Source organism: Halomonas rhizosphaerae (assembly GCF_030012485.1).
Lineage (GTDB): Bacteria > Pseudomonadota > Gammaproteobacteria > Pseudomonadales > Halomonadaceae > Halomonas > Halomonas rhizosphaerae.
On the sequence record NZ_JASCQQ010000009.1, the window covers coordinates 116,411 to 141,331 of the forward strand.

Sequence of the window (24,921 nt, forward strand, 5' to 3'; positions counted from 1 at the left end):
AGGATAGGCAAGATGCGTGAAGACGCAGGCCGGACGGTGCTGCCTGGTCGAGTCTGGCGTGAAGAAGCCGTATGTCGCCTTGCCCAACACGGCGTCTCATGCGCCTGCTGACGGTTGATCAGGGGTGGCACGGGGCCTTCGTGGTCGGGCTTCGTCAGTTGCCCAGCATGGATGCCGGGGTGATGGATCATGACTATCATTCATGAGCTCACATCGCACCCAGGGCATGGCTTCAAGGCATCGGGCAACACGGCCCAGGCCCACCTACGAGGGAAATCGAGGAACCCGGCCAATCCCGATGGCGGCGACTGGATACACCATGCCTGGGCCGAGCGAGCGGCCGTGGAGCGCAGGCGAATGAATGAGGCACCCTCGTCGTGAAGATACTGATCTTGAGGTACTGGGATCGCGTTCGTTCCAGCCTGTGGTTCATTCCCACGCTCATGGCCATCGTCGCGGTGTCACTGGCCCTGACCAGTGTTGCCCTGGACCGGCAGGTGACGAACTGGCTGCTGCATGCCTGGGGCTGGACATTCACCGGTGGCGCGGAGGGTGCCAGCGCCGTGCTGGGGGTCATCGCCGGATCCATGATCACCATCGCCGGGGTGGTGTTCTCCATGACGCTGGTTGCCCTGTCGCTGGCCACCTCGCAGCTGGGCCCCCGTCTGCTGCGCAACTTCCTGCGCGACACCACGACCCAGATCGTGCTGGGCACCTTCGTCGCCACCTTCCTCTACTGCTTGCTGGTCCTCCTCACCATCCGGCGCGAGGAAGAGATCGCTTTCGTTCCCAACGTGTCGGTTGCCCTCGGCGTCTTCCTTGCCATCGTGAGCGTCGGGGTGCTGATCTATTTCATCCACCATGTGTCCGTGTCGATGCAGGCGAACGAGATCGTGGCGCGTGTCAGCAAGGAGTTGATTGCCGCGACCGACCGCCTGTTTCCGGAACATATCGGACAGGACGCACCCGGGAATTCGATGGCACCCCCCGATGCGGATTTCCTCGACGCCTTCGAGCGAGAAGCGCGCCCGATTCCAGCGAACGCGGACGGCTACCTGCAGTTCATCGACACCAATGCCCTGCTGGCCTTGGCGATTCAAGAGGATGTGGTGATTCGACTGGAGCGTTTGCCCGGCCACTATGTCGTCGCCGGCTGTCCGCTGATGCGGGTCTGGCCAGGGGAGAGGGCGGCCGACCTGCCGGTGGAGCACGCCAATGCCGCTTTTGCCCTGGGGAACCAGCGCACGTCGAGCCAGGATATCGAGTTCGCGGTGACCCAGCTCGTCGAGATCGCGCTGCGGGCCCTGTCGTCAGGGGTGAACGACCCCTTCACGGCCATCACTTGCGTCGACCACCTGGCGTCAGCGTTGAGTCGGCTGGCGGCGCGCGAGATGCCGTCGCCCTATCGATATGACAGCCAGGGACGGCTCAGGGTGATTGCGCTGGCGGCGACGTTCCCCGAGGTCACGGGTGTGGCGTTCAACCAGATCCGGCAACAGGCTCGCGCCAATGCCGCGGTGACGATACGTCTACTGGAAACGATAATCGTGGTCGGTCGATTCACCCATCGGCCAGAGGATCGAGCGTCACTCCTGATGCATGTCGAGATGATCGTCCGTGGGGCGCGCAAGGGGCTGTTGGAAGCGGAGGATCGCCGAGTGGTTGAGCACCGCTACCAGGCGGCGAAGCAGCTGTGCAGGGAGCCCACGGGACCACGTCAGTGAACCTGCCCCGAGGCAGGGAGAGTCTCGCTGGCGATTCGCCTGCTTCTGTTCCGGGGCGGGAGCGCTGAGGTGCCCCCCGCAATCTTATCCGTTGCCGCCACTCTCCAGCGTCCCCAACCACACCACCTCCAGCCGGAAGGGGCCCGGCCGCCGGTCGGCGATGAGAAACCCCACCTGCCGGATCGCCGCAGGGTCGAGCCGCGGGGCATCCGCCAGCCGCCGGCCGCGGAATACCGCCTCGAAGTCGTGCCAGGGCAGGGTGACATGCTGCCACTCGCCGGCCTCGGGCTCGAAGATCGCCCGGTAAGCCGCGCCCTGTGGCAGCTGCTCGGTATAGAGGCGAAGCTGGTGGCGGCGGCCGTCACCGCGGACGAATAGCGTCACCCCCGCGGCGTCGCTCAGGTCGAACGGCTCGGGCTCGCGGCGCACCGAGGCGAAACCGCCGTTGTTTTCAAGCGAGGTCTCGCCGCTGAACACCCCGATGCCATCTTCCACATGCAGGCTGCCGTGGGAAATGCCGCCCATCACGTCGTCGTTGATGGCTCGCCAGCGCGGCGCCTCGTCCGCGTGCTGAAAGTCGATCAGGCGTGCTGTCATTGGGGGCCTCCGGGATCGCGTGTCGCCAGTTGTCCAGCATGCCTGCCATGCCACGCGCTGTCTTCTCTGCTGGTGGGATCCTGGGCGATACTCATCCGCAGCATCGGGCAACGATCGCGAGGGCATCATGACCTACGACGAGGCGGTGAAACGCACCTGGACCATGGATGAGGGACCGGCGCAGGAAGAGGCCGAGCACTTCAAGACGCTCATCCGCTACGCCACCCTGGCGCCCTCCGGCCACAACACCCAGTGCTGGCGGTTCGGGGTAGAGGAGGGCGCCATCCGCATCCAGCCGGACCTGACCCGGCGCACGCCGGTGGTCGACCCCGACGACCATCACCTCTATGCGTCGCTCGGCTGCGCCACCGAGAACCTCTGCCTGGCCGCCCGTGCGAGGGGGCTCTCCGCCCAGGCAGAGTTCCGGCCGCACGGCGACGGCGAGATCCGGGTGACTCTCACGCCCGGCGAGGCCGAGGCGTCGCCGCTATTCGAGGCCATCGCCTCACGGCAGTGCACGCGCAGCGACTACGACGGCACGCCGCTCTCCGCCGAGGATCTGGCCACGCTCGAGGCGGCGGGCAGCGGGAACGGCGTCTCGGTGGTGTTGCTCACCGAGCGCGAGGCCATCAAACGGGCGCTGGCGTTCATCCTGGACGCCAACACCCGGCAACTGGAAAATCCCGCCTTCCGGCGCGAGCTCGAGGCGTGGATCCGCTTCAATGACGCCGAGGCGGTGGCCAGCGGCGATGGCCTGAGCGGCCGGGCCACCGGCAACCCCCAGGCGCCGCGCTGGCTGGGGAAGTACCTGATGCGTGCCATGTTGCGGCCGAAGCCGGAGAACGCCAAGCTGGCCCGCCAGGTGCGCAGCGCCGCCGGCCTGGCGGTGTTCGTCTCGTCGGCGGATGACCGGGCGCACTGGGTCGAGGCCGGCCGCTGCTACCAGCGCTTCGCACTGCAGGCCACGGCGCTGGGCGTTCGCAACGCCTTCGTCAACCAGCCGGTGGAGGAGGCGAGCGTGCGCCCCGAGTTCGCCCGGGCGCTGGGGCTGGCCGGCGGGCGACCCGACCTGGTGGTGCGCTTCGGCCGCGGTCCGGCCATGCCGCGCTCGTTGCGCCGCCCGGTGGAGCGCGTGATGCAGCAGGGGGAGGCGTGATGCGCGAACGCGCGCTCCTGCCTTTCCTGGTCATCACCTTCACGATCGCCTGGGGTATCCTCGCCGGCTACCTGTTCCTCAACACGCCGATGAGCCGTGCGTTCGGCCCCATCACCGGCCATCATCCGCTGTTCTATCTGGCGGTCTATGCGCCGGCCATTGCGGCGCTGCTCGTCGTCTTCCACGGCGCGGGGCCCGGTGGCGTGCGTCGCCTGCTGGGGCGGTTCCTGCTGTGGCGCGCCTCCCTCGGCTGGTACGCGTTCCTGTTGCTGGGGGTGCCGCTGCTCTTCTATGCGGCGGCCCTGCTGCAGGGTTGGCGATTCGGCAACCCGCCCGACTTCGCGTCGCTATCCGCCTGGCTGGTGGCCGCGCTGCTGATGGTCATCAAGGGGCCCGTGGAGGAGCTCGGCTGGCGAGGGGTCGCGCTTCCGCTGCTGCAGCGCCGCGTCACGCCCTTCTGGGCCGCGATCCTCCTGGGGTTGATCTGGGGCATCTGGCACCTGCCGGCGTTCTTCCTCGGTGGAACGCCGCAGGGGGCCTGGTCCTTCCTGCCGTTCCTGGTCGGCGCCGTGGCGCTCAGCCTCATCGTCACGCCGATGTTCAATGCCTCGCGGGGCAGCCTGCTGCTGCCGGTGGTGTTCCACTTCCAGCTGATCAACCCGCTTTGGCCGGATGCCCAGCCGCTCGAGAACCTGCTGTTCCTGGCGGTGGCCGTGGGCGTCGTCTGGCACCACCGCCAGCCCATGTTCCGCCGCGAGGGGGCCGTCACGGCGGTGGTCCCGAAATGAGCGCGCCCTGTCCATGCCTCGTCCCGGCGCCGCGGCGTCTCACTGCTTGAGCGAGCCAACTGCCGGATCCCGATGCAGCCTATGCCCTTCATTCCCAACCAATTGGAGACACCCATGACCGTGGTTGACCACCAAGGCATCCAGATCGCCTTCGAGGACAGAGGGGTGGGGCACCCCGTCGTCCTCGGCCACAGTTTTCTATGCTCGGGCGAGATGTGGCGCGAGCAGGTGCCCGTGCTGGCCGATCGCTACCGCGTCATCAACCCCGACTTCCGGGGTCATGGCCGGTCGAGCCACCTCACGGATCGCTTCTCCCTCTATGATGCCGTCGACGACGTCATCGCCGTGATGGACGCGCTCGGCATCGAGCGGGCGTTCTGGTGTGGCCTCTCCATCGGGGGGATGGTGGCGCTTCGCGCCGCGCTGAGCCACCCGGAGCGGGTGGCCGGTCTCATCCTCATGGATACGGATGCCGGCGCGGAAACCGCATGGCACAAGGTGAAGTACCGTGCCATGGGCGCCGGGGCGCGAGCCATCGGCTTTCGCCCCTTGCTGCCGGCCATCGCGGGGCTGATGTTCGGCGCCACCACCCGGTACAAGAACCGCCCCCTGGTCGAGGAGTGGAAGGCGCAGTTCGCCGGCAACCACGTCCCCTCCGCGCTGCTGTGCCTGGACGCGCTGATCCGGCGGGACTCGGTCCTCGATCGCCTGCACGAGATCCAGGTGCCGGCGCTCGTTCTCGTGGGGGAGGAGGATCGCTCCCTGCCGGTGGCGCTCTCCCGACGGATCCACGAGCGGCTACCCGACTCCACCTTCCAGGTGATCCCGGGCGCCGGTCACCTGTCGGCCCTCGAGCAGCCGGCACGGGTCAACGAGGCCATTACCGGGTTTCTGGCGACCCGGGCGAAGTGAGCTGATACCGTCTGTTATGCCTGAACGGTCGGACCGGCCATCGCGCCGGGCATCTTCGATAAGCACCTGGGCAGGGCAGCTTCGATGCCAGCGGGCAAGTGCCTGCCCAGGGCCGCGGCCAGCAGCGGCCGCTATGGCCTGGGGCCTCTATGCCGCCTCTCGTTCGCATCAGGCCAAATCCTGCGCAACGGGCTAGATTATACTTTCGGGTGTGGCCGTAGGCGTGGCCTGAAAAGAAAGCATAATCAGTATGTTGTGTTATCAATTGCGAAGGCGGTCAAGATGCTCGAGAGCGTGTTTGCCCAGATCGGGATGGTCCTCGGCCTCGCCGTGCTGGGAGGTGCACTGGCGCAGTTGCTGCGCCAGCCGCTGATCGTCGCCTTCATCGGCGTGGGCATCCTGCTCGGGCCTTCGGGCTTGAGCCTGGTGGAGCAACGCACCGAGATCGAGCTGTTCGCCCGGCTCGGCATTGCCCTGTTGTTGTTCGTGGTGGGGCTGAAGCTCGACCTGCACATCATTCGGACCGTGGGGCCGGTGGCGCTCGCCTCCGGCCTGGGCCAGGTGGTGTTCACCTCGGCGGTGGGTTACGTCATCGCGCTATGGCTCGGCATGTCACCGGTGACCGCCCTCTACGTGGCCGTGGCCCTGACCTTTTCCAGTACCATCATCATCGTCAAGCTGCTGTCCGACAAGCGGGAGGTGGACTCCCTGCATGGTCGGATCGCGGTCGGCTTCCTGATCGTGCAGGACATCGTGGTGGTCCTGGTCATGATCGGGCTGACCGCCTACGGCCAGGCCGACGGCGACGTCAACATGGGCTGGGAGGCCCTGAAAGTCCTGCTGACAGGTGCCGCCATGCTGTCGGGGGTGGCCCTGTTGATGCGCTATGTCCTGCCGGGGCTGCTGCATCGACTGGCCCACTCGTCGGAACTCTTGATGCTCTTCGCCATCGCCTGGGCGGTACTGGGTGCCATGGCAGGGGAGGCCCTCGGGTTCAGCAAGGAAGTCGGGGCCTTCCTCGCCGGTGTGTCCATCGCCTCGACACCCTATCGTGAGCAGGTGGCGTCACGCCTGGTGAGCCTTCGTGATTTCCTGCTACTGTTCTTCTTCATTGAGCTGGGGGCGACCCTGGACCTGGGGACGCTGGGGGCACAGCTCGGGGCCTCGGCGGTCCTTTCGCTGTTCGTGCTGGTCGGTAATCCGCTGATCGTCATGGCCATCATGGGCTACATGGGCTATCGCAAGCGTACGGGCTTCCTCGCCGGCCTCACCGTGGCCCAGATCAGCGAGTTCTCCCTGATCCTGGCGGCGATGGGCCTGGCCCTGGGTCACCTGCAACAGGAGACGGTGGGGCTGATCACCCTCGTTGGCCTGATCACCATCAGCGTGTCCACCTACATGATCCTCTATTCGCATGCCCTCTATGAGCGCCTGGCGCCCAGGCTCTCGATCTTCGAGCGCCAGGTGCCGCACAGGGAACTCGATGACCTGGTGGGTGACACCAATGAGGTGGACGTCCTGCTGATCGGGCTGGGTCGCTATGGCGCGGCCCTTGCGGCAGACCTCAGGCAGCGGGGCTGTCGTCTCCTGGCGGTGGATTTCGATCCCACCACCGTCCAGCAACATGCACGCGACCGATACCGGGTGTGCTACGGGGATGCGGAAGATCCGGAGTTCCTGGCCACCCTGCCGCTGCACCAGGCTCGCTGGGTCGTCAGCACCGTCCGGGACCCCGTCATCAACCGCACGCTGCTGCATGGCCTTCGTCAGCAGGGGTTCGCGGGGAAGGTGGCGGTCGCCGTCTCCCAGCCTCGGGAAGCCCGACGGTTCGAGCAGGAGGGCGTGGATCTGGTGCTGGTGCCTTACGCAGACGCCGCAAGGGAGGCCGCCATCCGGGTGATGGCGCCCCAGGCGTCGGTCGAATCCCGTGGAGGGGAGAACGCATGAAACGCTTCCGAAACATCCTCTATGTCGTCGAGCCGTCCGTCTCCCAGGAGGCCGGGCTCGCCCGGGCGGTGTCGCTGGCGGAGAACAACCAGGCAATGCTGACCCTCATCGATGTCATCCCCGAGGAGATGCTGGACCTCTCCCTGGTGCCTCGTGGACCATCAGCCGTCGAGTTCAGGGACGCGGTGATGGCCGAGCGCCGGACTTGGATCGAGTCGCTGATCGTCCCCCATGCCGATCGGGTCGCCTGCCATATCGAGGTGCTGACCGGGATCACGTTCATCGAGGTCATTCGGGCGGTGCTGCGGGATGACCATGATCTCGTGATCAAGACGGCGGAAAACCCGGAGTGGAGCCGGCTGCTGTTCGGCAGCGATGACATGCACCTGATGCGCAAGTGCCCCTGTCCGGTATGGCTGATGAAGCCGGGGGAAAGGCCCGACTACCGCTGCATCGTCGCGGCCGTCGATGTCGATGTCCATCGTGCCGTGCCCGACGAACAGGTGCTGAACGACAGCATCCTGGACCTTGCCTTCTCTCTGGCCCTGTCGGACTTCGCCGAGCTTCATCTCGTGCATGCCTGGGATGCGCCGGAAGCCGGTTTCGTGGGCATCTGGGCCAACGATCCCGATACGACGGAGCGACACATCGTCGAGATGGAACAGTCCCGTCACCAGGTTGGCATGGACAGGCTGACGTATCGACTTCGCGAACGCATCGGTTCGGACGCCTATGACTACCTGTCTCCCCGGGTTCACTTGACCATGGGGTCGGCGCGAAAACAGATTCCCCAACTGGTCGAGAAGCTGAAGGCTGACCTGGTCGTGATGGGGACGGTGGCGCGAACCGGCATCCCTGGTTTCATCATCGGCAACACGGCCGAGGCCGTGCTCCATCAACTGCAGTGTTCGGTGCTGGCGCTGAAGCCGCCGGGTTTCGTCTCGCCGGTCACCCTGACGTGACCCCGGCCCCAGGTCTCGTGACACGATCGAAACATCGGGGTCGCGTGGCCTTGAGGGCGTCGGTCGTCGGCGAGTGAGCGGAGTGATGGGGGACGCAATGAACGAGGCGACAGGCTCAAGCACGCCCCAGTGGCATTCACGGTCGGCCGATGCCGTGGCGCAGCACTGGGCAGTTTCGCCGGAGACAGGGCTGGATGAAGCGGAGGTGACCCGACGCCGCGAACGCTACGGCCTCAACCGCTTGCCCGAGGCCAAGCCCCGGGGGCCGCTGATTCGCTTCCTGGCCCAGTTCCGCAATTTGCTGATTTACGTGCTGCTCGGGGCGGCCTTGATCACGGCCCTGCTCGGCCACTGGGTGGATACGGCCGTGATCGTGGGGGTGGTGCTGGTGAATGCGGTCATCGGCTTCGTCCAGGAGGGCAAGGCCGAGGACGCCCTGAGGGCGATTCGTGACATGCTCTCTGCCCGGGCCATGGTCGTTCGCGAAGCGCGTCAGTACACCGTGCCGGCGGAGGAGCTGGTGCCCGGCGACGTCGTGCTGCTGCAGGCCGGTGACCGGGTGCCGGCCGACATGCGCCTGTGGCGCGCCCGTGGCCTGCAGATCGAGGAAGCGGCGCTGACCGGCGAGTCGGTGGCACAGGAGAAGTCCATCGACGCGGTACCAGGCGATGCGGTGCTCGGCGATCGCCTCGATATGGCCTACTCCGGCACCCTGGTGACCCACGGCCAGGGGGCCGGGATCGTGGTGGGCTCCGGGGCGGACACCGAAATCGGCCGCATCAGTCGCCTGGTGTCGCAGGTCGAGACCCTCACCACGCCGCTGTTGCGCCAGATGGCCACCTTCTCGCGCTGGCTGACGGGCGCCGTGCTGGGGTTGGCCCTGTTGATCTTCCTGTTCGGCATCCTCTGGCGCGACATGGCGCCCGCCGAGATGTTCATGACGGTGGTGGGCCTGGCCGTCGCAGCCATTCCCGAAGGCCTGCCGGCAATCCTCACCGTGACCCTGGCCATCGGCGTTCAACGACTGGCCGGTCGCCATGCCATCATCCGCCGCCTGCCGGTCGTGGAGACGCTGGGCTCACTCAGCGTGATCTGCTCCGACAAGACCGGCACCCTGACCCGCAACGAGATGATGGTCCAGAGCCTGATCTCGGCCGCGGGCCGCTGCCGGGTGGAAGGCGAGGGCTACCATCCGCGGGGCAACTTCCTGCATGGCGAGGAGACCCTCGACCCGGCCCGACACCCCTGGCTGTGGCGGATCCTGCGGGCGGGCCTGCTGTGCAATGACGCCACCCTGGAACAGACGGACGAGGACTGGCAGGTGCATGGCGACCCCATGGAGGGGGCCTTGATCACCGCCGCGCTGAAGGGCGGCCTGGATGCCGATGACGAACGCGCCGCGAACCCGCGCACCGATCTCATTCCCTTCGATTCCCAGCACAGGTTCATGGCCACCCTGCATCACGACCACCAGGGGGAGGCGTTCGTCTATGTCAAGGGCGCGCCGGAGCAGGTGTTGCGTGCCTGCCACGCCGTGTGGGGCGAGCAGGGCGAGGCGCCGCTGGACCTCGAGGCCTGGGAGCAGCACATCGAGGCCCTGGCGGCGGAAGGGCAGCGCGTGCTGGCGGTGGCCTGCAAGGCCATGCCGTCGCATGCCCAGTCGGTGGATTTCGCCGACGTGGAGTCGGGGCTGGTGCTGCTCGGGCTGCTCGGCCTGATCGATCCGCCCCGCGAGGAGGCCATCCGGGCCGTCGCCGACTGCCGGGAGGCGGGGATCCGGGTCAAGATGATCACCGGGGACCATGCCGGCACCGCTCGGGCCATCGCTGCCCAGCTCGATCTTTCCAACTGCGATGAGGTGATTACCGGGCAGCAGCTGGAGAGCATGGACGACGAGGCGCTGGCCCGGCGCGTCGGGGACGTGGACGTGTATGCCCGCGTTAGCCCCGAACACAAGTTGCGCCTGGTCACCCTCTTGCAGGCGCAGCAGGCGATCGTCGCCATGACCGGTGACGGCGTGAACGACGCCCCCGCCCTGAAGCGGGCCGACGTGGGGATCGCCATGGGCCGGAAGGGGACCGAAGCGGCCAAGGAGGCCTCGGAGATGGTCATCGCCGATGACAACTTCGCCTCCATCGTGCGCGCCGTCGAACAGGGCCGCACCGTCTACGACAACCTGAAGAAGGCAATCGTCTTCCTGCTGCCCATCAACGGCGGGGAGGCCATGAGCATCCTGGTCGCGGTCGTGTTCGGTCTCACCCTGCCGATCACCCCGGTGCAGATCCTTTGGGTCAACATGGTCAGCTCCGTGGCGCTGGCGATGGCCCTCGCCTTCGAGGCCACCGAGCCGGATATCATGCATCGGCCGCCGCGACCTGCCGATGAAGCCATGATCTCGGGGTTCCTGCTGTGGCGCATCACCCTGGTGGCAGTGCTGATGGCGGCCGGCGTGTTCGGGATATTCCAGCTGGCCCTTGCCGAAGGGGCGAGCCTGGCGGAGGCCCGCACCTATGCCGTCAACACCCTGGTGGTGATGGAGATCTTCTACCTGTTCAGCGTCCGCTTCCTGCGCACGCCCTCCTTGAGCTGGGCGCACATGGTCGATTCCCGCGCCGCCATCATCGCCGTCGCCGTGGTGGCCGTGTTGCAGCTGATGTTCACCTACGCGCCCTTCATGGAGCGTTTCTTCGATACCCGGCCGGTGGATTTCATCCATGGCGTCGAGATCGTCCTGATCGGCATCGGCCTGTTCGCGGTGCTGGAACTGGAGAAGCTCTGGCTGCGGCGTATCGCCGGCCGCTCGTGAAGGCGTGTGCCGCCCATGCCGCTCACCGGCGCAGGTTGTCGATGGGCGGAATGCGGCACAGGCGCAGAAGGGTATTGCGACAGGCCTTGAGCCAAGGGTAGAGGCGGGCGGCGCGCCGGGGGCTGGCGAACAGGCGATACATCAGCCGGTTGAACACGCCGCTTCGCGTGCCGAGCAGGGTGAGGCGATGCAGGGCCTCGCTGCCGTGATACCAGCGATCGCCGACCTGCAGGGCGAAGCCCTGGTCCAGGTCGATACCCCGGGCGCTGAGCTCGCGGCGTGCCTCGCTGGCCTGGCGCCCATCGATCAGCTCGAGCTCGCCGACGTCGTGGCGAATGCGCTGCCAGCGCACATAGCGCCGACACATCGGGCAGTCGCCATCGTAGACCAGTCGTAGCCGGCGGCGGACCTCGTCGGGCGCCTGGAAATCGTTCGATCGTGACAAAGCGTGCTTCCTCCGCGCTGGTGCCCGTCCAGCCTCGCATGGTCGCCTTCACGCGGTCCATCAGCTTCGACGGTCTGATTTCCATCTAATTACTGTCATGCAGGACGTTCGTCTTGACGTACGTACCTAAAGGCGTACAGTGGCGGAAAGTTGAACACGCAATAGGTGCGTCATGACCGGAATCACAGCAACTGAGGCGCGCAGCAACCTCTATCGGTTGATCGACGAAACCGCCGAGTCCCACCAACCAATCGTCATCATGGGCAAGCGGAACAAAGCGGTCTTGGTATCCGAAGAAGACTGGTCGGCAATTCAGGAAACACTTTACCTGCTTTCCGTACCCGGTATGCGAGAGTCTATTCGTGAGGGGGTAGATACTCCCGTGGATGAGTGTGATGAGGAACTGGGCTGGTGACATGGAAGTTGGTTTACACCAAGCAAGCACAGAAGGACGCAATGAAACTCGCCTCCAGCGGGCTCAAACCAAAAGCCCAAGAATTGTTGGCACTGATCGCAGAAGACCCATTCCGCAAGCCGCCCCCGTTTGAGAAGCTCGTTGGTGATCTTGCGGTGGCTTATTCACGCCGCATCAATATTCAGCATCGTCTGGTCTACCAAGTGCTCGAGGATGAGCGAGTGGTGAAAATTCTCAGGCTCTGGAGTCACTACGAATAATGCATAACCAGCCGCCGTTGCCGGACAATTTTTCCAACGTTTCGCGGCTCAAAATTGCCTCAAAGCTTCGCGTTGGTACGCCGGTGATGGGACTTCCACGACGTTCCCCGAGAATAATCGGCTCGCCGCGCTCACTTCCCGCCACTAACATGGGCCTGGCCGATAAGTCTTTCCTTCAGGAGCGCCTACGATGCCAGTGATCGGGATGCCTCGCCATTCAGTATCTTTCGGGCTGTTACCGATCGTCCTCGCTTGCCTGCTTGCTAGCCCCCCGAGCTTCGCCGATGACCTGGAATTGCAGAGTCTCAGCCTGCGTGCCCGACTCTCGGAGAAGACCCTGCTGGGGGATGAGGCACCGGAGGATTTCGAGGAGTATGACCTGTCGGCCAACTTCGCGCTGCCCTGGGAGAGCTACTCCACGTCGGGCTGGGGGACGGGCACCCGGTTGATGGCGAGTGCCGGCGTGTTGCGGGGAGCGGGGGAGAATGCGCTCGTCGTGTCGGTTATCCCGGAGGTGACGCTCGGGAGCCAAGATGGGCGCTTCCTCCTGGACCTGGGCGCGGGTGGCGCCCTATTCAGTCGGCATCGCTTCGGCACGCAGGATTATGGGGGGCCCTTCCAGTTCGCCCTGACCCTGGGCATCGGGGGGCCGTTATATCGACAGCTGGGGCTTGGCTATCGGTTTCTGCACTATTCCGACGCCGGCGTTAATGGCTCGGATACCACCGGGGCGGATTTCCACATGATCGAGGTTCGCTACCGATATTGAGCATCGTCGGCATGGTGCCTGGCGGCGACGCCCACGCAGGCGGCAGGCGGCAGGCGGCAAGCGGCAGGCACCCGCTCACCGCCCTGCGCCGCCATCACCGTGCCGTTCCCGCGCCGAGCCCAGGGCCTCGGGACCGAGCGGGGCATTGCCCCCGGTGTGCTCGGATTGGCGATTTTTTGACCACTTGCCCAAGACGAAGCCCCCCAAAAACTGGATAATGGCGGGTTTGCTACCCTCGCTTCGCCCAACGCTCCGGTGCCCCGTCCATGGAAATCAAGGTCAACTATCTCGACAACCTCCGGCTGGAGGCCAAGTTCGACGACTTCACGGTCATCTCCGACCAGCCCATCCGCTACAAGGGGGATGGCTCGGCGCCGGGACCGTTCGACTACTTCCTGGCCTCCTCGGCGATGTGCGCGGCGTACTTCGTCAAGGTCTACTGCAACGCGCGCGACATCCCCACCGAGAACATCCGGCTGTCGCAGAACAACATCGTCGACCCGGAGAACCGCTACAACCAGATCTTCAAGATCCAGGTGGAGCTGCCGGCGGACCTGTCCGACAAGGATCGCCAGGGCATCCTGCGCTCCATCGACCGCTGCACGGTGAAGAAGGTGGTGCAGACCGGGCCCGAGTTCCAGGTCGAGGCGGTCGACAACATCGACGAGGATGCCCAGGCACTGCTGCTGGGCAAGGCGCAGGGCGAGGGCGCCACCTGGATCGAGGGCAAGGACCTGCCGCTGGAGCAGACCATCGCCAACATGACCGCGATCCTGGCCGATCTGGGCATGAAGATCGAGATCGCCTCCTGGCGCAACATCGTGCCCCACGTCTGGTCGCTGCACATCCGCGACGCTGCCTCGCCGATGTGCTTCACCAACGGCAAGGGCGCTACCAAGGAGAGCGCGCTCTGCTCGGCGCTGGGCGAGTTCATCGAGCGGCTGAGCTGCAACTTCTTCTACAACGACCAGTTCTTCGGCGAGCGGATCGCGGGCAGCGCCTTCGTCCACTACCCGAACGAGGAGTGGTTCCAGCCCGGCCCCGACGACGCCCTGCCGGCGGGCATCCTCGACGAGTACTGCCGGGCGATTTACGACCCGGAGGGGGAGCTTCGCGGCTCGAACCTGATCGACACCAACTCCGGCCAGGAGGCGCGCGGCATCGTCTCGCTGCCCTTCGTGCGTCACTCGGACGGCGAGGTGGTCTACTTCCCCTCCAACCTGATCGAGAACCTCTACCTCAGCAACGGCATGAGCGCCGGCAACACCCTGCACGAGGCGCAGGTGCAGTGCCTCTCGGAGATCTTCGAGCGGGCGGTGAAGAAGCAGATCATCGAGGAGGAGCTGGCGCTGCCGGACGTGCCCCAGGAGGTGCTGGCGCGCTACCCGGCCATCGTCGAGGGCATCGAGGCGCTGGAGGCCCAAGGCTTCCCGGTGCTGGTCAAGGATGCCTCGCTGGGCGGGCAGTTCCCGGTGATGTGCGTTACCCTGATGAACCCCAAGACTGGCGGGGTCTTCGCCTCCTTCGGCGCCCACCCGAGCTTCGAGGTGGCGCTGGAGCGCAGCCTCACCGAGCTGCTCCAGGGCCGCAGCTTTGAGGGCCTCAACGACTTCCCGCCGCCCACCTTCAATACGCTGGCCGTCACCGAGCCCAACAACTTCGTCGAGCACTTCATCGACTCCTCGGGGCTGGTCTCCTGGCGCTTCTTCAGTGCCCGTTCGGACGTGGAGTTCGTCGACTGGGACTTCTCCGGCAGCAACGCCCACGAGGCGGCGACGCTGTTCGGCATCCTCGAGGAACTGGGCCTCGAATCCTACATGGCCGTCCACGAGGACCTGGGCGCGCCGGTGTGCCGCATCCTGGTGCCCGGCTTCTCCGAGGTCTACCCGGTGGAGGACCTCATCTGGGACAACACCAACAAGGCGCTGCTGTTCCGCGAGGACATCCTGCACCTGCACGAGCTGAGCGACGCCCAGCTCGCAGACCTGCTCGAGCGCCTGGAGGAGAGCCAGATCGACGACCACCAGGACATCATCACCCTGATCGGCATCGAGTTCGACGAGAACACCGAGTGGGGCCAGCTCACCATCCTCGAGCTGAAGCTGCTGATCAACCTGGCGCTGGGCCAGCACGAGGAGGCCCTGGAGCGGGTCGACATCTTCCTGCAGTACAACGACAACACCGTGGCGCGCAACCTCTTCTATCGCGCGGTGAGTGCGGTACTGGAGGTCCTCCTCGATGACGAGCTGGAGCTGGACGACTTCCTGTACAACTTCCGGCGCATGTTCGGCGAGGCGACCATGGAAGCCGTGGTGGGCTCGGTGAACGGCAGTGTGCGCTTCCACGGCCTGACGCCCACCAGCATGGCGCTGGAGGGGCTGGAGAAGCACCAGCGGCTGATCGAGAGCTACCAGAAGCTCCATGCCCACCGCGCGGCACGGGCCGGGGTGGCCGTGGCGAAGGCGTAGCCCGCCGCGCCGGCACCTTGCGCCGGCCCCTGACGAAGCCCCCGCGCCGGTTGCCTGACGCGGGGGCTCTGCGTTGCGGCCGGTGTGGGCATCCTCGGTCGAGCGGCTACAGGAAGGCCTCGAGCTCCTCGCGCCCCAGGTTGCCGCCGGTGATCACCACCACCACATCGCCGTCGGGCGGCAGGGCCACGGCCGCCTCCAGCAGGGCGGCCACCCCCACGGCGGCGCCGGGCTCGGCGGCGAGCTTGCTGCGGTAGAGGAGGTGGCGCATGGCGCGGTGGATGGCGGCCTCGTCCACGGTGGCGAGTGCCTCGACGTGCTGCCGGCTCAGCGGATAGGTGTGTTCGCCAACGATGGCCGCGGCCAGGCTCTTGGCGCAGGTCTCGACATGCGCGAGCCGGTGCGCGCCGCCCCTGGCCCAGGCGTGGGCCATGCTCGCCGCCCCGGCGGGCTCCACGCCGAGCAGCGCCAGCGAGGGGCGCAGGCTGGCGGCGGCCACGCCGATGCCGCCGATCAGCCCGCCGCCGCCGATGGGGCAGAGGATGGCGCTGGCCGCGGGCGCCTGCTCGAGGATCTCCAGCCCCACGGTGCCCTGGCCGGCCATGATGCGCTCGTCGTCGTAGGGGTGCACCAGGGTCAGGCCACGCTCCTCGACCAGCCGATGCATCAGCGCCCAGGCGGCGTTGATGTCGCCGTGCAGGATCACCTCGGCGCCGAGGTCGCGGCTGCCGGCCACCTTGAAGGGGCTGGCGTTCTCGGGCATCACGATGGTGACCGGCACCTCGGCCTGGCGGGCCGCCCAGGCCAGGCCCAGGGCGTGGTTGCCGGCCGAGACGGCGCCGAGCCCGCCGGCGAGTTCCTTCGGGCCGGCGGTGCGCAGCCAGTTGAGGGCGCCACGCGCCTTGAAGGAGCCGGTGCGCTGGAAGAGTTCGCCCTTGAGCCAGACCCGCCGCGCCAGCCTGTCGCTCAAGGCGTGGTCGAGCACCAGGGGCGTGGGGGCGAGCGTGTCGGCGAGGCGCGCTTGCGCCCGCTGGATGTCTGCCAGTGCGATCATGCCTGAAGCGTAGCCGTTGACCGGCCCCGGGACGAAACCCCGAGGCGCAGGGCGGGGCGGAGGCGGCCAGGGGCAGGCCTTACACCCTGGCCCCTTGTTATCGTAGGGTTGGCAAGCGCCAGCGTACCGGACGCATCGCGATGGCCAGGCGGTGCCGGCAAGCGCGGCGATCATGGAGCACCACAAGAGGACCCCCCAGATGCCGGAACGGATCCGGATTGCCCGCCTCGAGGGCGACTCGCCCCATGTGGCCATCCTGGCTCAGTGGACCCACGATACCTGGGGGCATCTGCACCCGGGGAGAAGTCTGGATACCGCCATTGCCTTGCTGCGCGAGGAGTGTGGGGCGGGCGGCGTGCCGTCGGTGTTTGTCGCCCTGCAGGGCGATACGCCGGTGGGCACCGCCAGCCTGGTGGCCGGCGACATGAGCGACCGCCGCGACCTGACGCCCTGGCTGGCCTCGGTCTTCGTGCCGCCCGGGTGGCGCGGCCGGGGCATCGCCTCGCGGCTGGTCCGGCGCGTGGAAGACGAGGCGCATGCCCATGGGGTTGCGCATTTCTACCTCTACACGCCGGATCAGCAGGCGCTCTATCGGCGCCTGGGATGGCGCGACATCGAGGCGCGAGACTACGGCGGCGAGGCGGTGACCATCATGCGCCGCGTTCTCGGCTCCCTTCCCTGAGCCGCTGGCCGCCGAGCGCGCCGCGGGTTCACCGACACCGACACCACGAGAAGGAGCGCAGATGGCGACATTAAGTACGCTGTACGTGGTGCTGGCCGCACTGTTCTGGGGGCTCTCCGGTGGCATCGGCGGCGTGCTCATGGCCGACGGCTGGGAGCCGCTCGTCGTCTCGTTCTACCGCGGCGCGATCGGCCTGGTGTTCGTGCTCGCCTGGCTGGCGCTGCGCCCGGGCAGCAGCGGGCTGGCCAACCCCCGGCTATGGGGCTGGTCGCTGCTGGCCGGCCTGGGGGTTGCCGGCAACTTCACCTTCTACTTCGTGAGCATCTCCGAGGGCAGCGTCTCGGTGGCGGCGACGCTAATGTACTGCGCCCCGGTGTTCGTCTTTCTCGTCTCCTTCGCCCTCAAGCTCGAACGGCCCACGCCGCTCAAGTGGGCCGCCATCGTCATGGTCATGCTGGGGATCGTGCTGCTGACGCGTATCTACGACGTCCAGCCGGGTGGGGTGACCCCCATCGGCGTCATCGCCGGGCTGCTCGCCGGGCTCTCCTATGCGCTCTTCATCTTCTGCTTCAAGTACGCCGCCCCCCACGGCAGCCCCCAGGCCACGCTCGTCATCGCCTTCGCGCTACTCTCGCTCATCCTCTTCCTGCTGGGCGATACCGGCCAGACCCTCTCGGCGTTGGGCACCCCGAGCTGGCCGCTCTTCGTCACGCTGGGCGTGCTCGGCGCCGGTGTGTCGTTCATCCTCTATGTCGTCGGGCTCAACTATACGGCCCCGGCGGTGGCCGCCATCGTGGCCATGGTCGAGCCGGTCACGGCCTCGCTGTTCGGCGTCCTGGTGCTCGATGAGCGCCTGGTCGGGCTCGAGCTGGTCGGCATGGGCCTGATCCTGCTCACGGTGACGGCGTTGAGCGTCTCCTCGAGCTCTCGGTAAGCCTCTTTCGCCTCGATGGCACCAGGACTGCCATCGCCCTGGGGCCGGGAGTGCTCATCGAGCACTATCCGCTGGTGCAGACCACCTGCGGGTAGTGGGCAGCGGCTATCTCCTCTATCTGGCCTGGCGCATCGCCACGGCTCCGCCGCCGGAACTGTGTCGGCGGATCTTCAATGGCGTGATAGGCGCTCTCTCCGCCGCCTGCGTGATCTCCATCCTGGGCTGATTGACCGCACCGCCAATCCGGCCGACGTTCTGGTTTACGCTCAAACTCGACTTTGCAACCCTGCAAGGCCTCGCATAGGCTCAATCATCAAGCCTCCGCTACCGGGCCATGAGAGTCACCCTTCGCGGCGCGCAGCGACTATCTCATGGATGACGGGTGATCATCGCCATATGCCCAGGCAGGGGGGTGGCGTGCCCGAATCTCATCTATCGCCGCTTTCCGAGCGGGGCGGACACCGGCGAAGCCCTGGCCCAGCACATTCATCGATAGAGGTGGTGATGAATAAAATCAGAAGTCCAATGCTCATTGTTATTGGAGCGTCCGCCGGTGGCATGGCAGCATTGAAGAAGCTGGTAGCTCAATTACCGAAGGATTTTCCGGCTCCAGTCTTTATCGTCAACCACATGAGCGCAGATACCACCGGAGAAGCGCTTGTCAGGGGCTTGAATGAGAGCGGCAGTCTGCCCTGTGTACATGCGCACGATAAACAATCATTCAAAAGCGGTCATATTTATCTGGCACCATCCGATCAACATATGCTGATCGCGAAAGGTAAGATTCTCGTCACCAAAGGTGCCCGGGAAAACCGTTCGCGTCCAGCTATTGATCCCTTGTTTCGTTCCGCAGCAGTGTCCTATGGCAACCGTGTAGTAGGAATTATCCTTACAGGGTACCTGGATGATGGCACCAGTGGCATGATGGCGATCAAAAGATGCGGGGGCGTCTGCATTGCACAGGATCCTGAAGATGCGTCTTATCCGGATATGCCGCAATCCGTTATAGCGAATGTTGGAGCCGATTATTGTTTGCCGGTAGCCGGGATGGGGGCGGTGCTATCCGAGCTCGTCAGTAGGGAACTGCCTAAGAACAAGCCGGCTCCAGAGGACATTGTGATCGAGGCAAAGATCGCACAGCGGGTCTTGAGCGATCTGCCGTCTGTCGAGGCGCTCGGCGATCAGGTGCCATTTAATTGTCCTGACTGTGGTGGCGTGTTATGGAAAGTGGAGGATGGACAATTCCTAAGGTACCGCTGTCATACGGGTCATGCATTCACCTCTTCGGTGCTGCTTGCTCAGCAAACAGTCAAGATAGAAGAAACTCTCTGGGTTGCGCTGAGAATGTTTGAGGAGCGCCAGAATCTGCTCGTGACCATGAGCAAAAAGGAAGGCGAAAAATCTCCCACATCAATTTCCCAGCGAGCCAAAGACTCGCAAGTCCACATTGACCGCATTCGTGCGATGTTGAGAGCTACCGACAAAGATTCTTATAGTGAGGGAGCTACGTGAACGTTTCATCCAACGAAAACTGAAATTGACGCCTTTGGCTGGAATAGCGCACAAGATGTGAAGCCTTAAACCAATGCTTAAGTAAAGTTGAGAAAAGGGGCTGACTCCTTTTTTTGCTTGGCGCAGCCCTGTCATTCATTCTCTATATCATCGGGCTCAACCATACCGCCCCGGCGGCGGCGCCGCCTCACTTTTCCTGATGGATCAGCGCGTCGCCGTGTCGTGCCGCTCGCGGCTGTCCGCCGGCGCCTGCTCGCGGTCGTGCATCCCGTAGTCGCGGATCACCCCGGCCACGCGCAGGCGGTAGTCCGCGAAGACCACCTCGCGGCCCAGGGACTGGGCGGCGCGGTGGCGTTCCACCCGGCGCCATTCGGCGATGGCCGCCTCGTCGCGCCAGAAGGAGAGCGAGAGCAGCTTGCCCGGCTGGGCCAGGCTCTCGAAGCGTTCGATGGAGATGAAGCCCTCGATCTCCTCCAGCAGCGGGCGCAGGCCGGCGGCGATATCGAGGTAGTGGTCGCGCTGGTCGGGATGAGGCACGACTTCGAAGATGACGGCGATCATGGCGGCTCCTGGTGAATGGATGCGCATCTCGCCAGGGCGCGTGAAGGCGGCGATGCCGACGTGGCCCTTGGCGAGCACTCCCCCTGAACGTAAGGCCAAACGGCCCCCGCGTCACCCATCCGGCGGGGGTCAGAGTGTGCGCCACGGGATCGGCGGGGGCGCCTGCAGGGTCTCCGTCACTGCCTTGAGTGCCGCTTCCAGGGCCTCCCGCGAGCGGGCCCCACCCAGGCAGAGCCGTACCGCCTGGGGCGCCGGCTCGCTGCCCACGCAGAAGGGCTCTGGGCCGGTCAGGCGCACGCCGCGCTCCTCCAGGGCGGCGAGCAGCTCGGCGGCGCGCAGCCCCTCCGGCAGCGTCAGCCAGAGGTTGTTGCCGTGGTGCCGCCCGGAGGGGGCATAGTCCGCCAGCCACCGGCGGGCCAGGAGCTGGCGCTCGGCCTGCTCCTCGCTCTGCCAGGCCAGCAGGTGCTCGGCATCGGCGCTCTCCACACAGCGGCACACCGCCTCCACCATCAGCGGCGGGACCATCCAGCTCTGGGCGCGCACCGCCGCGCCCAGCGGCTCCTGCAGCGCCTCTGGCACCCGCAGGGCGCCGATGCGAAGTCCTCCCGCCAGCACCTTGGCGGTGCTGAAGGCGAACAGGGTGCGCTCCGGGGCCAGCCGGTAGAGCGGGGTACCGCGCTCGGCTTCCGGCAGGTACTGCACCCCATCCTCCAGGATCCAGAACTCATGCTGACGGGCAAGCTCGGCCAGGCGTTCGCGCCGCGCCTCGCTGAGCACGGCGCCGGTGGGGTTGTTCTGGTCCGGCGTGACGTAGACCAGCCGCGGTGGCTGCTGGGCACACAGCCGTGCCAGGGCCTCCATGTCCATTCCGGCATCGTCCAGGGGCACGGCCAGCGTCTTGAGGTGCGCCTGGCGGGCGGCGCCGATCAGCCCGGGGTAGGTGAGAGCATCGGCGGCGATCCGCTCGCCGGGGCGCGTCAGCGCCCGCAGCGTCAGGTCGATGCCATGCTGGCCCCCCTGGGTGATCACCAGCGCCTCCGGCGAGACAGGCATGCTCAGGCGGGTCATCCAGGCGGCGAGGCGCTCGCGGTGCCCCGCCAGCCCGCGCTCCGGCTGGTAGGCCACGGCGCGCTCGAGCACCTCGCGATCCTCGGCGATCCCGGCGAGCGCCTGGCCCAGTAGCGAGGCTCGCAGCGCGTGGGGCGGCGGCAGGCTCAGGCTGAGGTCGACCATGCCGTCGTCCTTCGCCGAGGCGGCGGCCAGGAAAGGGGAAGCCGAGGCTTGCTCGGCGCCGCGCACATAGGTCCCGCTGCCCACCCGCGCCGAGACCCACCCCTGACGCTCGGCCTCGGCATAGGCGCGTGACACCGTGCCCACGGTCACGCCCAGGGCATCGGCCAGGTGGCGCTGGGGCGGCAGCTTGCGGCCCGGGGGCAGCTCGCCGGCCTGGATGGCGCGGGCGATCGCCTCGGCGATGGCGCGGTAGCGGGGGCCCGTCTCCGCGAGACGGGGAGTCCAGATTGTCATGGTGACAATAAAACCTTTGACGCCAGGATTGCGCCCATTAAGCTGAAAGATCACAGGCTGGATCGACAATAACGCTGAAATTGTATGGGTGCAATATGCTGGAAGCGGTGGCGTTCCTGGGGCCGGCGGCCCTCTACATGATCTCCATGACCATCACCCCGGGCCCCAACAACGTGATGCTCACCGCCTCCGGGGCCAACTTCGGCTTCCTGCGGACGCTGCCGCACATGCTGGGCATCCTGGGGGGCTGCTTCCTGCTCTTCGCCGGTATCGCCCTGGGGCTGGGCCTGCTCTTCGAGCGCTACCCGCTGGTGCAGACCCTCCTGCGGGTGGTGGGCAGCGGCTACCTGCTCTACCTGGCCTGGCGCATCGCCACGGCGCCGCCGCCGGACCTGCGCAGGCGCGGCGAGGGGCGGCCGCTAGGCTTCTGGCAGGCGGCGGCCTTCCAGTTCGCCAACCCCAAGGCCTGGGTCATGGGGCTGGCGCTGATGGCGGGCTTCCTGCCCGGCGAGGGAAATAGCCTGGTCAACGCCCTGTTGCTGGCCGGCTTCGCCGAGCTGGTGGCGCTGCCCTGCATCGCCCTCTGGGCGGGCTTCGGCATGGCCATCGGCCGCTGGCTCGACACGCCGCGCGCCTGGCGGGTCTTCAACGGCGTGATGGGGGCGCTCACCGCCGCCTGCGTGATCTTTATCCTGGGATAAGGGGAGGGAAGATGAAGACGATAGGGCTGATCGGCGGCATGAGCTGGGAATCGACCCAGACCTACTACCGGCTCATCAACCAGGGGGTGAAGGCGCGGCTGGGCGGGCTGCACTCCGCCCGGCTGGTGCTCTACAGCGTGGATTTCGCCGAGATCGAGGCGCTCCAGCGTCGCGGCGACTGGGCGGCCACGGCGCAGATTCTCGGCGGGGCGGCCCGCTCCCTGGCGGCGGCCGGTGCCGACTTCCTGGTGCTGTGCACCAACACCATGCACAAGGTCGCCCCGCAGCTCGAGCAGGCCGTGGCGATTCCCCTGCTGCACATCGCCGATGCCACCGCCAACGAGCTGCACCGGCAGGGCGTGACCCGGGTGGGGCTGCTCGGCACCCGTTTCACCATGGAGCAGGCCTTCTACCGGGAGCGCCTGGAGGCGCAGGGCATCCAGGTGCTGATTCCCGACTCCGCCCAGCGCGAGCGGGTGCACGCCGTCATCTACGACGAGCTGTGCCGTGGAGAGATCCTGGCAGACTCGAAATCCGCCTACCTGGCGATCGTGGCCTCGCTGGCCGGGCAGGGCGCCCAGGGCGTCATCCTCGGCTGCACGGAGATCGGGCTCCTGATCCAGGCGGGCGATACGGCCGTTCCCCTCTTCGATACAACCGCCATCCATGCCGAACAGGCGGTGGAGGTGGCGCTTGCGGCCCAGGCGTCATAGCGCATGCCGGCCAGGACCCGTCGGATCGGCCTCCATGGAAAAAATCGTCGCCGGTTGTCGATCTGGGCCTTCTTCGCTCGACAACCGGGTGAAGTGTCCAGGTAGCGCACAGGGGTGTGTCGCTTGCGATCACCTGTTCGTGCCCTGGTACCTGGGGGGGAAGCTATCGGGGCGGTCGACCCGGAACCATGATGGAGGCGCCTATGACCAAGATTGCCAAGAACACGATTTGCCTGTGGTACGAACGCGATGCCGAAGAGGCGGCGAGGTTCTACGCCAGGACCTTTCCCGATTCCTCCGTCGACGCGGTCCATCATGCACCGGGAGACTACCCGGCGGGCAAGCAAGGTGACGTGTTGACCGTCGAGTTCACCGTGATGGGCATTCCCTGCCTGGGGCTGAATGGTGGGCCAGGGATCCAGCACAATGAGGCGTTCTCGTTCCAGGTATCCACCGAGGACCAGGCCGAGACCGATCGTTACTGGAATGCCATCGTCGGCAACGGCGGCCAAGAGAGCGACTGCGGTTGGTGCAAGGACAAATGGGGCGTCTCCTGGCAGATTACCCCCATTGCGTTGATCCAGGCGTATACCAGCCCCGATCGCTTTGCCGCCAAGCGGGCGTTCGATGCCATGATGACGATGAAGAAAATCGACATCGCCGTGATCGAAGCGGCAGTTCGCGGCTAGAAGCCGGCGGTCTAATAACAGCATGGTGCGGACGGCGCTGCGTGCCGCCGCTGAGGCTGAGTGTTAAACCGCTCACACACCAAGCCCCCGAGTCAGTCACCTGGCTCGGGGGCTTTGCGTTATGGCGCGACGATTTCACCATGGTCACAGTGATTCAGGCATCCTTTGAGCGACGCCTGCGACCATTCGGGGTGTGGCATCCATCGGCACTCTCGCATACGCTGAGCGCTTAAGGTCGCTTAGACGATCAGGCGATATGCCACCAACAAGCAGCGCAGGGATTACCGCAGGGATGGCAGGAGGCCATCACGACGTGCCGGGCAGGGCGGTCGCGTGCCGCTCCCATGTGACGTTTTCGGGCCGGCAGCAGCGCTGTCCCGTTTCACTCTCACCCTTGGGCGCGGGGAAAGCGCAAAAGCGCACCAGCGCGCGAAGCATCGGACCGGTCGTTTGCTGGTCATGACATGGCCCCTTATGTTGAAAGAAGCTCGAGTCAGCTAACACAAGGCGCCTTCACAACTCCGGGGTAGCGAGGACATTCCTGCCCGCCGTGTGGGCGTAACCGGTCCACCCACCGGAAGTGAACCCCTCCGCCTCGCCGAGCTTTTTCAGTGTGATGGCGGGCATTGTCGGTCAAGAGCCATGCCAACTTCAGAAGAGGTACTGTCAGGCCTGAAGGTGATAGCCAACGACTGGCACCTGCTTTCTGTCATGTGGCACGCCTATTTTGCCGTCCTTGTGCTGGGCCTCATCCTGGGCGTGCGTCCGACAAGGCGCGTCATGGGGGTATTGCTCGCCTTGCCGCTCTTCTCGGTCAGCATCCTGGCGTGGGGCCACTCCAATCCGTTCAACGGCATATCCTTCGCGCTTGCGGGGATCGCCCTGCTTGCCGTTGCCTTCCGGCTGGGAGGCAACCCCGTGGAAGTGGCGCCACCTTGGCTGACGGTTCTCGGCGCTCTGATGATAGGGTTTGGGTGGGTCTACCCGCATTTTCTCGAACCCGCGAGCCCCGTCCAGTACCTGTACGCTGCGCCAACCGGGCTCATCCCTTGCCCAACGCTCTCGATCGTCATCGGGGTCACGCTGACACTGGGGGGATTGAGGTCTCGTCCGTGGTGTCTCGTGCTGGCCACGATGGGCCTGTTCTATGGGGTGCTCGGCGCCATATGGCTCGGTGTGTCAATGGACTGGGGGCTCTTCCTTGGCGCATTGGTGGCGGGATATGCTGCCTTTTCGCCGCCATTGACGGGGCGTCGTCGTCAGCCGAACGGCCCCTGAGTCACTCACCCCTCTGGCAAG

Annotated in this window: 23 protein-coding genes and 1 pseudogene; 19 read left to right on the plus strand and 5 right to left on the minus strand. The window is 66.1% G+C overall.

Going from position 1 to position 24,921, the window contains the following annotated elements:
- Positions 1-377 precede the first annotated feature (377 nt).
- A complete protein-coding gene (locus QLQ86_RS04685) occupies positions 378-1,724 on the plus strand; it encodes a DUF2254 domain-containing protein (RefSeq protein WP_282816055.1) in 1,347 nt (448 codons plus the stop codon).
- Positions 1,725-1,808: 84 nt separating this feature from the next.
- Here QLQ86_RS04685 and QLQ86_RS04690 read toward each other — a convergent pair whose 3' ends face one another.
- Positions 1,809-2,321 (minus strand): CIA30 family protein, encoded by a 513-nt coding sequence (locus QLQ86_RS04690; protein ID WP_282816056.1) that lies wholly within the window; start codon positions 2,319-2,321, stop codon positions 1,809-1,811.
- A gap of 127 nt (positions 2,322-2,448) precedes the next feature.
- Here QLQ86_RS04690 and QLQ86_RS04695 point away from each other — a divergent pair, with 127 nt between their 5' ends.
- From QLQ86_RS04695 to QLQ86_RS04720, 6 genes are all read left to right on the plus strand, one after another.
- Complete coding sequence (locus QLQ86_RS04695) at positions 2,449-3,477, plus strand: Acg family FMN-binding oxidoreductase (RefSeq protein WP_282816057.1); 1,029 nt, start codon at positions 2,449-2,451, stop codon at positions 3,475-3,477.
- Positions 3,477-4,265, plus strand: a complete 789-nt coding sequence (locus QLQ86_RS04700; protein ID WP_282816058.1) for a CPBP family intramembrane glutamic endopeptidase — start codon at positions 3,477-3,479, stop codon at positions 4,263-4,265. The genes QLQ86_RS04695 and QLQ86_RS04700 overlap by 1 nt, the downstream gene beginning before the upstream one ends.
- 114 nt (positions 4,266-4,379) lie before the next feature.
- A complete protein-coding gene (locus QLQ86_RS04705; protein ID WP_282816059.1) occupies positions 4,380-5,177 on the plus strand; it encodes an alpha/beta fold hydrolase in 798 nt (265 codons plus the stop codon).
- Between the two features lie 282 nt (positions 5,178-5,459).
- Positions 5,460-7,124, plus strand: a complete 1,665-nt coding sequence (locus QLQ86_RS04710; protein ID WP_282816060.1) for a cation:proton antiporter — start codon at positions 5,460-5,462, stop codon at positions 7,122-7,124.
- Positions 7,121-8,086, plus strand: coding sequence for a universal stress protein (locus QLQ86_RS04715; RefSeq protein ID WP_282816061.1), 966 nt, complete (start codon positions 7,121-7,123; stop codon positions 8,084-8,086). The genes QLQ86_RS04710 and QLQ86_RS04715 overlap by 4 nt, the downstream gene beginning before the upstream one ends.
- Before the next feature lie 97 nt (positions 8,087-8,183).
- A complete protein-coding gene (locus QLQ86_RS04720; RefSeq protein WP_282816062.1) occupies positions 8,184-10,892 on the plus strand; it encodes a cation-transporting P-type ATPase in 2,709 nt (902 codons plus the stop codon).
- A gap of 22 nt (positions 10,893-10,914) precedes the next feature.
- Here the strand turns inward: QLQ86_RS04720 and QLQ86_RS04725 are convergent, their stop codons facing one another.
- Positions 10,915-11,337 (minus strand): DCC1-like thiol-disulfide oxidoreductase family protein, encoded by a 423-nt coding sequence (locus tag QLQ86_RS04725; protein ID WP_282816063.1) that lies wholly within the window; start codon positions 11,335-11,337, stop codon positions 10,915-10,917.
- A gap of 172 nt (positions 11,338-11,509) precedes the next feature.
- On the opposite strand from QLQ86_RS04725, the gene QLQ86_RS04730 reads away from it, so the two are divergent.
- The 4 genes from QLQ86_RS04730 to QLQ86_RS04745 all read left to right on the plus strand — a co-directional run bounded on the left by QLQ86_RS04730 (position 11,510) and on the right by QLQ86_RS04745 (position 15,249).
- Positions 11,510-11,752, plus strand: coding sequence for a type II toxin-antitoxin system Phd/YefM family antitoxin (locus QLQ86_RS04730; protein ID WP_282816064.1), 243 nt, complete (start codon positions 11,510-11,512; stop codon positions 11,750-11,752).
- The gene (locus tag QLQ86_RS04735) at positions 11,749-12,012 is read left to right on the plus strand and encodes a Txe/YoeB family addiction module toxin (protein ID WP_282816065.1); all 264 of its coding nucleotides are present in this window, start codon (positions 11,749-11,751) and stop codon (positions 12,010-12,012) included. Before QLQ86_RS04730 ends, QLQ86_RS04735 begins: the two co-directional genes overlap by 4 nt.
- Positions 12,013-12,202: 190 nt before the next feature.
- Positions 12,203-12,781: an acyloxyacyl hydrolase gene (locus QLQ86_RS04740; RefSeq protein WP_282816066.1), complete on the plus strand. Its 579-nt coding sequence runs from the start codon at positions 12,203-12,205 to the stop codon at positions 12,779-12,781.
- Between the two features lie 266 nt (positions 12,782-13,047).
- Positions 13,048-15,249 carry an OsmC domain/YcaO domain-containing protein gene (locus tag QLQ86_RS04745; RefSeq protein WP_282816067.1) on the plus strand — a complete coding sequence of 734 codons (2,202 nt, stop codon included), beginning with the start codon at positions 13,048-13,050 and terminating at the stop codon, positions 15,247-15,249.
- Between the two features lie 106 nt (positions 15,250-15,355).
- Here QLQ86_RS04745 and QLQ86_RS04750 read toward each other — a convergent pair whose 3' ends face one another.
- Entirely contained in the window at positions 15,356-16,303 is a 948-nt protein-coding gene (locus QLQ86_RS04750) for a threonine ammonia-lyase (RefSeq protein WP_282816068.1), read from the minus strand.
- Positions 16,304-16,502: 199 nt separating this feature from the next.
- Between QLQ86_RS04750 and QLQ86_RS04755 the strand changes: the two genes are divergently transcribed.
- The 4 genes and pseudogenes from QLQ86_RS04755 to QLQ86_RS04770 all read left to right on the plus strand — a co-directional run bounded on the left by QLQ86_RS04755 (position 16,503) and on the right by QLQ86_RS04770 (position 19,431).
- Positions 16,503-16,985 (plus strand): GNAT family N-acetyltransferase, encoded by a 483-nt coding sequence (locus QLQ86_RS04755; RefSeq protein ID WP_282816069.1) that lies wholly within the window; start codon positions 16,503-16,505, stop codon positions 16,983-16,985.
- 61 nt (positions 16,986-17,046) lie between these two features.
- Positions 17,047-17,919: a DMT family transporter gene (locus QLQ86_RS04760; RefSeq protein ID WP_282816070.1), complete on the plus strand. Its 873-nt coding sequence runs from the start codon at positions 17,047-17,049 to the stop codon at positions 17,917-17,919.
- 29 nt (positions 17,920-17,948) lie between these two features.
- A pseudogene (locus QLQ86_RS04765) lies at positions 17,949-18,076 on the plus strand (LysE family translocator); the annotation flags it as partial.
- Between the two features lie 347 nt (positions 18,077-18,423).
- A complete protein-coding gene (locus QLQ86_RS04770) occupies positions 18,424-19,431 on the plus strand; it encodes a chemotaxis protein CheB (RefSeq protein WP_282816071.1) in 1,008 nt (335 codons plus the stop codon).
- 204 nt (positions 19,432-19,635) lie between these two features.
- Here QLQ86_RS04770 and QLQ86_RS04775 read toward each other — a convergent pair whose 3' ends face one another.
- Both QLQ86_RS04775 and QLQ86_RS04780 read right to left on the minus strand, forming a co-directional pair.
- Positions 19,636-19,992: an antibiotic biosynthesis monooxygenase family protein gene (locus tag QLQ86_RS04775; RefSeq protein ID WP_282816072.1), complete on the minus strand. Its 357-nt coding sequence runs from the start codon at positions 19,990-19,992 to the stop codon at positions 19,636-19,638.
- 129 nt (positions 19,993-20,121) lie between these two features.
- The gene (locus QLQ86_RS04780) at positions 20,122-21,519 is read right to left on the minus strand and encodes an aminotransferase-like domain-containing protein (protein ID WP_282816073.1); all 1,398 of its coding nucleotides are present in this window, start codon (positions 21,517-21,519) and stop codon (positions 20,122-20,124) included.
- Positions 21,520-21,614: 95 nt separating this feature from the next.
- Here QLQ86_RS04780 and QLQ86_RS04785 point away from each other — a divergent pair, with 95 nt between their 5' ends.
- From QLQ86_RS04785 to QLQ86_RS04800, 4 genes are all read left to right on the plus strand, one after another.
- Entirely contained in the window at positions 21,615-22,220 is a 606-nt protein-coding gene (locus QLQ86_RS04785; RefSeq protein ID WP_282816074.1) for a LysE family translocator, read from the plus strand.
- A gap of 11 nt (positions 22,221-22,231) precedes the next feature.
- Entirely contained in the window at positions 22,232-22,933 is a 702-nt protein-coding gene (locus tag QLQ86_RS04790) for an aspartate/glutamate racemase family protein (RefSeq protein WP_282816075.1), read from the plus strand.
- Between the two features lie 203 nt (positions 22,934-23,136).
- Positions 23,137-23,622, plus strand: coding sequence for a VOC family protein (locus QLQ86_RS04795; protein ID WP_282816076.1), 486 nt, complete (start codon positions 23,137-23,139; stop codon positions 23,620-23,622).
- Between the two features lie 642 nt (positions 23,623-24,264).
- Positions 24,265-24,900: a hypothetical protein gene (locus tag QLQ86_RS04800; RefSeq protein ID WP_282816077.1), complete on the plus strand. Its 636-nt coding sequence runs from the start codon at positions 24,265-24,267 to the stop codon at positions 24,898-24,900.
- Positions 24,901-24,921: the final 21 nt, after the last annotated feature.

Bases quoted from the DNA above. Each gene is read 5' to 3' on its own strand.
- QLQ86_RS04690 (WP_282816056.1), bottom strand. From the start codon at position 2,321: ATGACAGCACGCCTGATCGACTTTCAGCACGCGGACGAGGCGCCGCGC.
- QLQ86_RS04695 (WP_282816057.1), top strand. From the start codon at position 2,449: ATGACCTACGACGAGGCGGTGAAACGCACCTGGACCATGGATGAGGGA.
- QLQ86_RS04700 (WP_282816058.1), top strand. From the start codon at position 3,477: ATGCGCGAACGCGCGCTCCTGCCTTTCCTGGTCATCACCTTCACGATC.
- QLQ86_RS04705 (WP_282816059.1), top strand. From the start codon at position 4,380: ATGACCGTGGTTGACCACCAAGGCATCCAGATCGCCTTCGAGGACAGA.
- QLQ86_RS04710 (WP_282816060.1), top strand. From the start codon at position 5,460: ATGCTCGAGAGCGTGTTTGCCCAGATCGGGATGGTCCTCGGCCTCGCC.
- QLQ86_RS04715 (WP_282816061.1), top strand. From the start codon at position 7,121: ATGAAACGCTTCCGAAACATCCTCTATGTCGTCGAGCCGTCCGTCTCC.
- QLQ86_RS04720 (WP_282816062.1), top strand. From the start codon at position 8,184: ATGAACGAGGCGACAGGCTCAAGCACGCCCCAGTGGCATTCACGGTCG.
- QLQ86_RS04730 (WP_282816064.1), top strand. From the start codon at position 11,510: ATGACCGGAATCACAGCAACTGAGGCGCGCAGCAACCTCTATCGGTTG.
- QLQ86_RS04740 (WP_282816066.1), top strand. From the start codon at position 12,203: ATGCCAGTGATCGGGATGCCTCGCCATTCAGTATCTTTCGGGCTGTTA.
- QLQ86_RS04745 (WP_282816067.1), top strand. From the start codon at position 13,048: ATGGAAATCAAGGTCAACTATCTCGACAACCTCCGGCTGGAGGCCAAG.
- QLQ86_RS04750 (WP_282816068.1), bottom strand. From the start codon at position 16,303: ATGATCGCACTGGCAGACATCCAGCGGGCGCAAGCGCGCCTCGCCGAC.
- QLQ86_RS04755 (WP_282816069.1), top strand. From the start codon at position 16,503: ATGCCGGAACGGATCCGGATTGCCCGCCTCGAGGGCGACTCGCCCCAT.
- QLQ86_RS04760 (WP_282816070.1), top strand. From the start codon at position 17,047: ATGGCGACATTAAGTACGCTGTACGTGGTGCTGGCCGCACTGTTCTGG.
- QLQ86_RS04770 (WP_282816071.1), top strand. From the start codon at position 18,424: ATGAATAAAATCAGAAGTCCAATGCTCATTGTTATTGGAGCGTCCGCC.
- QLQ86_RS04775 (WP_282816072.1), bottom strand. From the start codon at position 19,992: ATGATCGCCGTCATCTTCGAAGTCGTGCCTCATCCCGACCAGCGCGAC.
- QLQ86_RS04780 (WP_282816073.1), bottom strand. From the start codon at position 21,519: ATGACAATCTGGACTCCCCGTCTCGCGGAGACGGGCCCCCGCTACCGC.
- QLQ86_RS04785 (WP_282816074.1), top strand. From the start codon at position 21,615: ATGCTGGAAGCGGTGGCGTTCCTGGGGCCGGCGGCCCTCTACATGATC.
- QLQ86_RS04790 (WP_282816075.1), top strand. From the start codon at position 22,232: ATGAAGACGATAGGGCTGATCGGCGGCATGAGCTGGGAATCGACCCAG.
- QLQ86_RS04795 (WP_282816076.1), top strand. From the start codon at position 23,137: ATGACCAAGATTGCCAAGAACACGATTTGCCTGTGGTACGAACGCGAT.
- QLQ86_RS04800 (WP_282816077.1), top strand. From the start codon at position 24,265: ATGCCAACTTCAGAAGAGGTACTGTCAGGCCTGAAGGTGATAGCCAAC.